Source organism: Mesorhizobium marinum (genome assembly GCF_040813675.1).
In the GTDB taxonomy this organism is placed as follows: Bacteria; Pseudomonadota; Alphaproteobacteria; order Rhizobiales; family Rhizobiaceae; genus Mesorhizobium_K; species Mesorhizobium_K marinum.
Map to the genome: position 1 here is coordinate 276,986 of NZ_JBFOCI010000003.1, position 11,084 is coordinate 288,069.

The 11,084-nt window shown below is 65.4% G+C and carries 10 protein-coding genes; 1 reads left to right on the forward strand and 9 read right to left on the reverse strand.

Annotation, left to right across the window (positions count from 1 at the left end):
* Positions 1–50: 50 nt before the first annotated feature.
* The 9 genes from ABUE31_RS12195 to ABUE31_RS12235 all read right to left on the reverse strand — a co-directional run bounded on the left by ABUE31_RS12195 (position 51) and on the right by ABUE31_RS12235 (position 9,944).
* Positions 51–1,865: an ABC transporter ATP-binding protein gene (locus ABUE31_RS12195; protein ID WP_367723871.1), complete on the reverse strand. Its 1,815-nt coding sequence runs from the start codon at positions 1,863–1,865 to the stop codon at positions 51–53.
* Positions 1,862–2,806 (reverse strand): acetamidase/formamidase family protein, encoded by a 945-nt coding sequence (locus ABUE31_RS12200; protein WP_367723872.1) that lies wholly within the window; start codon positions 2,804–2,806, stop codon positions 1,862–1,864. The genes ABUE31_RS12195 and ABUE31_RS12200 overlap by 4 nt, the downstream gene beginning before the upstream one ends.
* Positions 2,796–4,439, reverse strand: a complete 1,644-nt coding sequence (locus tag ABUE31_RS12205) for an ABC transporter substrate-binding protein (protein ID WP_367723873.1) — start codon at positions 4,437–4,439, stop codon at positions 2,796–2,798. Before ABUE31_RS12205 ends, ABUE31_RS12200 begins: the two co-directional genes overlap by 11 nt.
* Positions 4,440–4,480: 41 nt before the next feature.
* Positions 4,481–5,401 (reverse strand): ABC transporter permease, encoded by a 921-nt coding sequence (locus ABUE31_RS12210; protein WP_367723874.1) that lies wholly within the window; start codon positions 5,399–5,401, stop codon positions 4,481–4,483.
* Positions 5,398–6,303, reverse strand: coding sequence for an ABC transporter permease (locus ABUE31_RS12215; protein WP_367723875.1), 906 nt, complete (start codon positions 6,301–6,303; stop codon positions 5,398–5,400). The genes ABUE31_RS12210 and ABUE31_RS12215 overlap by 4 nt, the downstream gene beginning before the upstream one ends.
* Complete coding sequence (locus ABUE31_RS12220) at positions 6,281–6,883, reverse strand: ANTAR domain-containing response regulator (RefSeq protein ID WP_367723876.1); 603 nt, start codon at positions 6,881–6,883, stop codon at positions 6,281–6,283. The genes ABUE31_RS12215 and ABUE31_RS12220 overlap by 23 nt, the downstream gene beginning before the upstream one ends.
* The gene (locus ABUE31_RS12225; protein WP_367723877.1) at positions 6,880–8,007 is read right to left on the reverse strand and encodes a transporter substrate-binding protein; all 1,128 of its coding nucleotides are present in this window, start codon (positions 8,005–8,007) and stop codon (positions 6,880–6,882) included. Before ABUE31_RS12225 ends, ABUE31_RS12220 begins: the two co-directional genes overlap by 4 nt.
* Positions 8,008–8,199: 192 nt before the next feature.
* Entirely contained in the window at positions 8,200–9,186 is a 987-nt protein-coding gene (locus tag ABUE31_RS12230; RefSeq protein WP_367723878.1) for a L,D-transpeptidase, read from the reverse strand.
* Positions 9,187–9,632: 446 nt separating this feature from the next.
* Complete coding sequence (locus ABUE31_RS12235) at positions 9,633–9,944, reverse strand: hypothetical protein (RefSeq protein ID WP_367723879.1); 312 nt, start codon at positions 9,942–9,944, stop codon at positions 9,633–9,635.
* Positions 9,945–10,359: 415 nt separating this feature from the next.
* Here ABUE31_RS12235 and ABUE31_RS12240 point away from each other — a divergent pair, with 415 nt between their 5' ends.
* The gene (locus tag ABUE31_RS12240; protein ID WP_367723880.1) at positions 10,360–10,848 is read left to right on the forward strand and encodes a hypothetical protein; all 489 of its coding nucleotides are present in this window, start codon (positions 10,360–10,362) and stop codon (positions 10,846–10,848) included.
* Positions 10,849–11,084 lie beyond the last annotated feature (236 nt).

An 11,084-nucleotide genomic window follows, 5' to 3' on the forward strand; every position in this document is an offset into this window, starting at 1 on the left:
GATCGCCTGACCGCCGTGACACGCGCCGGCCCGCAGCCGGCCTCAGCCGATCAACCGGCAACCAGATGCCCTTCCCCGGCATCGGCGAGGACAAGCCTTTGCGGCGGATCCCCGACCCTTCTGACGGCGTTGGGAATCTCGCTTTCCAGGCGGGCAAACCGTTCCCGCCGCATCCTGGGGTCCGGCATCGGCACCGCCTCGATCAGGCGCCTGGTGTAGGGGTGGCGCGGGTTCGAAAAGACCTGGTCGCGCGTGCCCATCTCGACGATCTGACCGAGGTACATCACGGCGACGCGATCCGAGATGTTCTCGACGACGGCCATGTCGTGCGAGATGAACAGATAGGCGATCCCGAATTCGCGCTGCAGGTCCTTCAACAGCCTGAGCACCCGCGCCTGCACGGAGACGTCGAGCGCCGAGACGCTTTCATCGGCGATGATCAGCTTCGGCTTCAGCGCCAGTGCGCGCGCAATGCAGATGCGCTGCCGCTGGCCGCCGGAGAACTCGTGCGGATAGCGATCCATCTGGTCGGCCGACAGTCCGACGCGCTCGAACAGCGAGGCAACCTGGGCCCGTCGCTCCTCCCTGGACCCGATCCGGTGGATCAGCAGCGGCTCGGCCACCAGGTCGCCGACGCGCATGCGCGGGTCGAGCGAGGCGTAGGGATCCTGGAAGATCATCTGCACGTCGCGGCGCACCGCGCCGCGGTCGGCCGAGGATAGCCCCTGCAGGCTGCGTCCGGCGATCGAGATGTCCCCGGAATAGGGCACGAGCCCGGCGATGGCCTTCGCGGTGGTCGACTTGCCGCAGCCGGACTCGCCGACCAGCGACAGTGTCTCGTTGCGCGCAATCGAGAAGCTCACGCCCTCGACCGCATGAACGCGCCGATCGACGCGGCCGAAGAATCCTCCATGAAGGTCGAAGCGGACTTGCAGGTCCCGCACCGTCGCGACGGCGGAAGCGGCCTCGTTCGTCCCCTCGGCATGCTGCTGCGGCGCGGCAGGCGGGCGGGCGCCCTCGCCCGTGCGCATGCGCGGCACGGCCGCCAGGAGTTCCCTGGTGTAGTCGGTGCGCGGCGCGGAGAAGATGTCGATCGTCGAGCCTTCCTCGACCATGCGGCCGTTGCGCATGATGATCACGCGATCCGCCATTTCGGCGACGACGCCCATGTCGTGCGTGATCAGGATCAGGCTGGTGCCCGTCTCGCGCTGGAGGTCGCGCAAGAGTTCGAGCACCTCGCCCTGGACGGTGACGTCGAGCGCGGTGGTCGGTTCGTCGGCAATGAGGACGTCGGGCTTCAGCGCCAGCGCCATGGCGATCATGACCCTCTGGCGCATGCCGCCCGAGAGCTCGTGCGGATACTGGCCCAGCCTGCGTTCCGCGTCGGGGATGCGGACGGCGTTCAGCGCTTCGATCGCGCGCTGGCGGGCCTCGCGGCGCGACAGCGGCGTGTGAACCTCGATCGCCTCGACGATCTGCCGCCCGATCGTCAGGACCGGGTTCAGCGACGTCATCGGCTCCTGGAAGATCATGGCGATGCGGTTGCCGCGCATGTGGCGCATGCGGCTTTCCGGCAAGGCGGCAAGGTCCACGCCGTCAAGCCGGATCGCGCCGGCTGAAATGCGCGCCATCGGCTGCGGCAGGAGCCCCATGATGGCGAGCGACGTCATCGACTTGCCGGAGCCGGATTCGCCTGCAATGCACAGCGTTTCGCCGCGCGCGACGGAGAAAGAGAGGTCGGAAACGACCTCGCGTTCGCCATCCTCGTCGCGCACGGCGACCGACAGGCGCGAGACGTCAAGAACCGGCTTCGCATGGCGCGAAGCCGGCTTGTCGGCGACGGTTGCCTGCCCGGCGCCTGTCATTCGAAGACGCAGCGCGGGAAGTAGAACGACACCACCCAGTTCGGCATGTCGACGATCTCGCTGATCCGGAGATCGCCGCAGACCGAGCAGAGCATATAGGCGTCCACCGGGTCGAGGCCGTGCTGGCCGGCAAGCAGGTCGACCATCTGGGCGACCGCCTCCTTGGCGCCCGTCATCAGGTCGGGCCCGACGCCGGTCGTGACCTCGTAGCCCTTGGCGTCGAGGTGCCGCGTAACCGGTCCCGGCGTGGTGAAGCGCGGCATCTTCAGCCGCGCGTCCTTGACGAGATCGATCGTGAGGACCGCGTTCATCTGGCTCTCGATCGCGGTTCCGCACACTTCGCCGTCGCCCTGGGCGGCATGCGTGTCGCCAACGGAGAACAGCGCGCCCGCAACCTCGACCGGCAGGTAGAGGGTCGTGCCGGCGGCGAGGTCGCGAATGTCGAGATTGCCGCCCATGCGTCGCGGCGGAACGACCGAATGCAGGCCCGCCTCGGCCGGCGCGTTGCCGATGGTGCCGGCGAACGGCTTCAGCGGCACCCGCGCGTTCCTCCCGTAAAGCGCAGGCGCGAGCGAGGTCGCGTCATATTTCCACAGGTTGAGCGCCGGCTCCTTGAAGTCGTCGGCAAGCAGGCCGAAACCCGGGATGTTGGCCGTCCAGCCGAAGCCGGACGGCTTGAAGCCCTCGATCGTGATCTTCAGCGCGTCGCCCGGTTCGGCCCCATCCACATGGATGGGGCCGGTGACCGGATTGACCTTGCCGAAGTCGAGCGCCGTGACGTCGGCGACCGTGCTGTCAGGCTTCAGCTGGCCGCCTGAGGAGTCCAGGCACTCGAACTCGATCGTTGAGCCGGGCGCCACCCGCTCGACCGGGGCAAAACTGTTGTCCCAGCCGAAATGATGGTGGCGTCCGTGGATCGTGTAGTCGCAGTTATTGCACATCGTTCACATACACGTAGTCGTAGTTGATCGGGATGTGGACGGGGTCGACATAGAGGTTGTCGGCGCCGGCCATGCGCGGCGAGCGCATGGTGAAGCGCTGCTCGTTGAAGACCGGCACCCAGGGCGCGTCCTCCATGACCTTCTCGTAGATGCCGCTCCACATCTTGTAGCGCTCCTCGGCCTTGGCCGGGTCGGTGATGGAGTCGGCTTCCGCCGCCAGCTTGTCGAGGTCCTCGTTGCAGTACCAGGACCAGTTCCATCCGCCCGGCACGGCGCCGCCGCAACCAAGGATCGGTCCGTAGAAGTTGGACGGATCCGGGAAGTCGGCGATCCACGCCATGCCGCCCGACCAGATCATCGGCGCGCCGTCCTTCTCGCCGCCGGCGGCGATCACGTTGGCCTGTGCCAGCGACTGGATGTTGGCTTTGACGCCGATCGCGGCCAGATCCTGCTGGATGGCCTGGGCAATGCGCGGGTTGGGATCGGTGTTCATCACGAACAGCTCGGTCTCGAAGCCATCGGCATGGCCGGCATCGGCCAGCAGCGCCTTCGCCTTGCCGGCGTCGTATGCATAGCCCTTGTAGTCCTTCGAGTATCCCGGCATCGAGGGCGGCAGCGGCTGGTTCGCCGGCACCGCGCGGTTGTTGATGAGCTGGACGATGCGATCCTTGTTGATCGCCATGTTCACCGCCTGGCGAACCTTGACGTTGTCGAAGGGCGCCATCGTCGTGTTCATGGTGATGTAGCCGGTGTGGAGCTGACCGCCCTCGACGACGCGTTCCTTCTGGGCGGGATCGGCCATCACTTCCTGGAACTTGGCGGGCGGGATGCCGTCGCCGGGCACGTCGACCTCGCCCTTCTGCAGGCGCAGCAGCGCAACGATCGGTTCCTGGCCGACCTCGAAGGTGATCTTGTCAAGATAGGGCAGGCCCTTGTTCCAGTAGTCGGCGTTCTTCTCGAACACAAGGCGCTGGCCCAGCGTCCACTCAGCCAGCTTGAAGGCGCCCGTGCCGACCGGGTTCTTGCCGAAGTCGGCGCCGTGCTTCTCGACTTCCTCCTTGGGAACGACATGCGAGAAATTGAGCGCCATGACATGCAGGAAGGTCGCGTCGGGACGCGACAGTTCGATCTTGACGGTCAAGGGATCGACGACGGTCACGCCCGAAAGGCCGGTAGCCGTTCCGCCCGCGACCTCGTCAAAACCCTTGATCGAGGCGAAGAAGCCGGCGCCGGGGCTCTGCGTCTTGGGGTCGGTCACGCGGTCGAGCGTGTACTTGACGTCGTCTGCCGTCATGTCGCGGCCATTGTGGAATTTCACGCCGGAACGCAGCTTGAAGGTGAAGACGGTGCCGTCCGCCGAAATCTCGTAGCTCTCGGCGAGTTCGGGCCTGAGCGTCGTCGTGCCCGGCTCGTAGTCCATCAGGCCGTCGAACAGGCTCTTGATCATCGACCAGTTCTGCCAGTCATAGCCGATCGCCGGATCGAGCGTCGAAACGTCGTCCTTGTAGGTGATGACGATGTCACCGCCCGGCTTGGCATTCGGGTCGCGCTGTTCCTGGGCGACGGTCGGTTGCAGGCCGAGCATCAGCGCAAGCGCCGACGCGGCTACGGTGGTGGCGAGATAACTCCTCATATCGGTGTTCCCTTTCTCCTTGGTTGCATTGCTAGTTCCGCTCAGCGCAGCTTGATGCGCGGATCGATGAATGGGGCGACGATGTCGGCAAGCAGGTTGCCGAGCACGATCGCGCAGGCCGAGACAAGCGTCACGCCCATGATGATCGGGATGTCGACGCGCTGGATCGCCTGCCAGGCAAGCTGGCCGATGCCGGGCCAGCCGAAGACGCTTTCGACGACGACGATGCCGCCCATGAAGATACCGATGTCGATGCCGATCATGGCGACAACGGGCAGGATCGCGTTAGGCAGCGCGTGCCTGAGCAGGATGGTGCCCCGCTTCAGCCCCTTGGCGCGCGCCGTGCGGATGTAGTCCTGGCGCAGCACGTCGATCATCGACGAGCGCATCATGCGCGCGTACCAGCCGGCGCCGAGAATCCCGAGCGTGAGGGCGGGCAGCACCAGGTGCTTCCACGTGCCGTAGCCGCCGATCGGGAACCAGCCGAGCTGGACGGCGAAGATGTAGAGCAGCAGCAGGCCGACGACGAACTGCGGCGCCGAAACGCCGACGAACGACGTGACCATCAGCGTCTGGTCGGTCGCGCTGCCGCGCCGGACGGCCGCGATCAGGCCCATGGTCAGGCCGATGGCCAGTTCGCACAGGATCGCGCCGACCATCAGAAGCAGACTGGCAGGAAGGCGGGCGGCGATCAGCTCGCTGACTTCCGAACGCTGGATGTAGGAGCGCCCGAAATCGCCGGCCAGGAGATTGGTGAGGTAGCGCCAGTACTGCACCAGGAAGGGTTGATCGAGCCCGAGTTGCTGGCGGATGTTCTCGACGGTCTGAGGCGTCGCGCTGCGCCCGGCGATCTGGCGCACGGGATCGGCGGGCAGCAGGTAGAGCAGCGCGAAGGTGATGATCGAGACGCCGAGCAGGATCAGCGCGGACTGGATCAGGCGACGGCCGATATACGCGATCATCCCCGGCCTCGCTGCGTGGGATCGAGGATGTCGCGCAGCGCGTCACCGACGAGATTGAAGGCAAGCGCCAGGGCGAGGATGGCGGCGCCCGGGAAGAAGACCAGCCAGGGCGCGACCTGGAAGTAGGTCTGGTTCTCGAAGATGATGTTGCCCCAGGAGGCCGTGGGCGGCTGAACGCCGATGCCGAGATAGGACAGCGTCGCCTCAAGGAGAACGGTCGTCGAGATGCCGAGCGTGCCCCAGACGATGAGCGTCGGCAGCAGATGCGGCAGGATGTGGCGGAACAGGATACGCGGCGTGCTCGCGCCGATGGTCCGCTCGGCGTCGATGAACTCGCGTTCGGCAAGCGAGCTCGTCTCGGTGTAGATGACGCGCGCGGTCTGCACCCAGTTCACCAGCGCGATCACCAGCGCGACGATCCAAAGGCTCGGCTGAAGGATGGCGGCGAGGCAGATCGCGAGCAGCAGCGCGGGGAACGCCATCATAAGGTCGGTGAACCGCATCAGCGCACCGCCGATCCAGCCGCGGAAATAGCCGGCCGTGACGCCGACCAGCGCGCCGATCAGCAGTGCTGCGCCGTTCGCCACGATGCCGATGATCAGCGATGTGCGCGCGCCGAAGAGGATGCGCGTGGCGAGGTCGCGGCCGAGCAGGTCGGTGCCGAGCCAGAACTTTTCGCTCGGCGGCAACGGCGCGCCCTCGAGGGTGAGCCCGTCGAACATCTGGTCGTTCGGATCGTAGGGGGTGATCCAGGGAGCGAACACCGCGCCGGCAACCGCCAGGGCGATGATGACGAGCCCAAAGACCGCCAGGCGCCGCTTCAGGAGCCGCCGCCAGATCCCGTCGCGCGGCTTCCCGGCCGCCAGCGTGGCGGCGACGTCAGGCGCGGTTGGACTGGTCATCGCCGCCCTCCTCCGTCATCGCCACGATCCGCTGCGCCGCCTGCTCCATGCTCACCTGCCAGCTCATCGCCAGCGAACGCAGCTGCGCATAGGCCTGGCCGTCGTCGACGCCGCGGCTTGAAAGCGCGGCGACCGCGCGCACGATGGTCTGCCGCTCTGCGACGCGGGTCTCGAGCGCCGCGATCTCGTCCGCGAGCCGCCGGCGGGCCTCGAACGACTGCCGGGCGATCAGCAGCGCGCTATAGACGCCGGCGGCGCCCACCGGCTTCAGGAGCTGGGCGTCGGCCTTGTGGGAGAGCGCCCATTCGATGCGGCCGGGCGCCTCGGAGCCGATGAGCGCGACGAGCGGCATGGGCGCCTCGCCCGGCTTCCAGGGAAACTGCTCGTCGAACCCGAGATCGACGTCGAAGAAGACGAAGTCGGCGGCGAGGGCTTCGGCAGGCAATTCCGGCCAGCATTCGACCGTCACGAGACCGATGGCGACAAGCTGGCGCGACAGCGCATTCACCGTCACGTGCGGGCGATGCAGGATGAAGGCCTTCGCCCCGCCGAGATTGGGGATACGCGCGGACCGGGTCACGACACCACCTTCAGACGCGGCCGGCCGAAGATTTCCGTGCGGTCGTAGCGGGAAAGGTAGGGGTCGGGCGCGACGCCTTCGATGCGGCTCACCGTCTCGAACCCGTGTTCGCCGATCTGCCCGATGACCACCGGCAGCGTCGCATGCTGCGTCTGCGGATCGATGAGAGTCTCGCCGAAGGGAGTCTGGAACCTGGTCCCGGCAAAGACCGCGGGAAGCTCGGCGAAGGTGGCCTGCGGGTTGCCTTCAAGCACCTTCGCGAGGACACGCACCGAGGCATAGGCGGCGGCCTCGAAGGACGAGGCCGGCCGGGCCCGACCGCCGTCGTCGGGCGCGTCGCCGCTGCCGTCCGTGGCGCGGAAATAGGGGCCCGCCGAAAGATGCCCGCGGGCGTTGTCGCCGATTGCCGGCAGCTCGCTCTCGGTGAGATTGCAGGAGAGAAGCGGGCAGCGGTCCGGCCGGAAATGCGGGTCGGCGCGACCGAGTTCGGCATAGGCTGCGATGAAGGCGTAGGACGAGGTGCCGATCAGGTTGTTGAAGATGAAGTTCGGCCGCGTCGCCCTGATTTCTTCGATGAGCCGCGAAACGTCGGTCTCGCCGATCGGCAGGTAGCGTTCGGCAAGCACCGCGCCGCCGGCGTCGGCGATCAGGTCGCGGGCGACCCGGTTGGTCTCCCAGCCCCAGATGTAGTTGGAGCCGAGGAGCAGGCCGTTGGCCCCGAAGCGCGGCACGACATAGCCCAGGAGCGGCACGAGGTGCTGGTTCGGGCAGGCATGCATGTAGACGATGTGCTCGTTGGCCTCGAACCCTTCGTAGGGACAGGCGTACCACAGGGCCGCACCGTACTTTTCAAGGACGGAGATGACTTCCTTGCGGCTCCAGGAGGTCACGCAGCCGACGATGTGGCCGACGCCGTGCTCGCGGATCAGCGCTTCGCAAAGCGGCGCATAGCGATCGACATTGCCCTGCGGGTCGAGCTGCACCGGAAACAGATCGATCGGACTTGCCGCATCGGCGTTGACGTCGGCGATTGCCCGCAGCACGCCTTCGCGGCAGGCATTCGAGATCAGGCTGTAGGTGCCCGAATGCGAATAAAGGACGCCGATCCGAACCGAACGCTTCAAATTTCAAGCCCCAAAAACGACAAAGCCCCGCAGCCTGCACCGATCGAGGCGAGGCATGCGAGGCATATTTGCCACCCGGCGCACGAGGCCGGTATTTCGTTTGAGACTAGCGGCAAGGCCATCCGAGTCAAGGGGGGCGGCCACCGCCCACCGTGCAGGCGCGCGCACGACCCGATGACCGGATATCTCGGGTCAGAAGAACCCGGTCATCACCGTGAAGTCGACCGCCGTCGTGGTCGTACCGGCTGCATCGTCCGTCGTCACCAGCGTCATGCCCTGATGCATGCGCCGCTCGAGCTCGCGCTTGATCTGCGGGGCGGCCTTGATGCGCCGGATGACCTGGGTATCGGTGTCGCCCTCCCAGCGCGCCGAAAAGCCGGTCGCGACCCAGGTCAGTTCACCATCCTCCCCGTTGACCTTGGTCAAGGTGTAGACGTGGTCCCCGAGCGGACGATCCGGCGAAGCGACGTCGACCGGGCCGGTGGCGACGATCTCGCCATTTTCCCATATCGTCATCGAGCGGTCCTTGCCGCTGACCACGACGCTGGTCGATGTCGGGTTTTCGGTATGGCCCTGCGAGTACTGGTAGGCTTTCACCGCCCCATCGACGGCGGCGAACTCCCTGCGCGCATAGTCGCCGAGCACCATGCCCGGGTGCACCACCTCGCTCGGTTGCGACTCCTCGTCGGCGATCACCACCGTCATGCCCACCTTGGTGACGCCGAACAAAAGCTCGGAAAACGCCAGCGGCAGCCTCACGCAGCCATGCGAGGCCGGATAGCCCGGCAGGTTCCCCGCATGCAGGGCCACGCCCGACCATGTCAGGCGGTTCATATTGGGCATGGGGGCATTGTTGTAGGTGGACGACCTGTGGTGCTTGTCCTTCTGCAGAATCTTGAACACGCCGGTCGGCGTGGAGTGGCCGGGCTTTCCGGTCGAGCAGGTCGACGCGGCGATGCGGATCCCGTTGCGATAGACGTGGACCAGTTGGTCCGGCACGGAGACGATGATCAGGATCGGTCCGTCCGGCGAGCGTTCCGGGAACCAGTTGAATTCGCCGTTGCTCAACTGCTCGGCGTTCTTGTCGACCTTGACGGCCGCGCGCACCTTGAGGGACAGCGGCGCCGCCGACGCCAGCAACGCAAGCGGAAACGCAAGCCCGAAGGTGCGACGGTTCATGCTGCGGCCTCCCTGGTCGGTCCCCGCCCAACCCCGATGCCTCTATCGCCAAGGCGGGTTCCCATTCCTCGCAACGAACCACCCACGGGAAAAGGCCGCAAACGCTGCCAAGCCTGGCTGCGGAGACGTTGTGGTCGCCAAGCGTAGGCCGCCCTGATCATGGCGCCAGTAGACAGCCAAACCGGCTATTCACGCAAGAGTGACGCTGCGAGCAGCCATTGCATGCAGCAAAAGGCCTTAGGCAGATCGATGAACCAGAGGGACACTGTCGTGAATGGGCATACCCTCACAGAGCGCTGGCGTCTGAGCGCGCAATGCGAAGGGCCCCGATCAAGTGCGGGCAAGGCTGGCAAAAAGCGGAGGCCGCCATAAGCATGCCGGACGGCCACAAACGCGGCCGCCCCGAAGGCCGAGCAACAGCGGACCAGCCGCTGTCTAGGCGGATATTATTGGTAGCCTGTCGGCGTAAAGCCTTGGAAGCCGCCGCCCCCGCCCCCGCCCCTGCGCGGGTTCCGGTTCGATTGACCGCCCTTGTCATTGTTCAGCGCGTTCAGCGCGAGTGCGCGGCACGTCGAATTGCCATAGCGGTAATCGCGGAGGAATTGTTCCAGCGCCTGGACGGTGTTCTTCCGCAGCGCATCCTCACACGCACGCTGCTCGTCCAGTCGCGTCGATTCAGCGTTGGTGACGGATGGCATAGCGCCACCAATCGCCGACGCGCCCAGCAACATAAGCACGTAACTACGGAGCTTTCTCATCGATCCCACCCCAATAGACTCAATACAACCCAGCATCGTCATATTTGCGCATTTCCTAATGCCAGTCAAGAATTCGTTAACCAGCTTTCATAAGACATCGTTAACGCCTTGCCCCACCCCTGGCGGCCACCCGACCGATCCCGCGATCATTTATGACAATGATTTCAATGCGCTAAAGAAGGTACCGCGCTTGGCATCCAATCGACGGCCGCGGCATTGCCAGCGAGCCGCCTAAAACCAGAGGTCGCATCGACAATTTTCCATTGTAATCGTTCAGTAACGATCCTGGAAAAGATGGCTATTGCCTTCCGCCTCAATTTCGCCTTCCGAACATCTTGCAGACAAATTTAGTATTTTTCGAAATTCGATATCCATCCATGACAGATAAGAATTCGAGAAACAGGGAGTCAAAACGATGCCTGCTTCTCGTATTTTCAATGCTGCGCTGATAGCTGTTCCGATGCTGATTTCCGCTGTCGCAACAGCTCAAGCCCTTCCCTCGCACGGCTCGCCGATCACGATCCGCAATGATCGCGGCGGCCAGGTAATCCACTACGCGCTGAAGATGCTGCGCCTGAAGGAAGCCGGCCGATCGGTGCGCTTCTCCGGCCGCTGCGATTCGGCCTGCACGCTATATCTGGCCCTGCCACGGTCGAAGTCGTGCGTAACACCGAGCGCGTCGTTCGGCTTCCACCTCCCCTATGGCGCTTCCCGCCGGGGCAACCAGGTCGCGGCGCAATACCTCCTGTCGTCCTATCCCGGCTGGGTTCGTTCCTGGGTCGCCAGCCAGGGCGGCCTTAACGGCCAGATCAAGACGATGAGCTACGGGTATGCGAGCCGCTTTCTGCCGACCTGCCCGCAAGCTGATCGGAAGCTCGCGCTGCCGCAGTTGCGCACGCGATAGAGGCGGGCGCGGGTTGCAGTCCCAAGCCTCCTGACGGCTGGGCGGTGCGACGAACAGGCGAAGATTTCCTGTCAGGACCAGGAATCTTGCTGTAGACTTGCCGCATGGACCCTGACATCGGCCGCTTATGATCGGCCGGTGCCGTGTGGCTGGTGGGTGAAGATGAAGCATCAGGCAGAACGCGCGCGCCAAGAGGTGCGTGTCCGCGCCGGATCGTTCCGATTGCCGGCATCCCA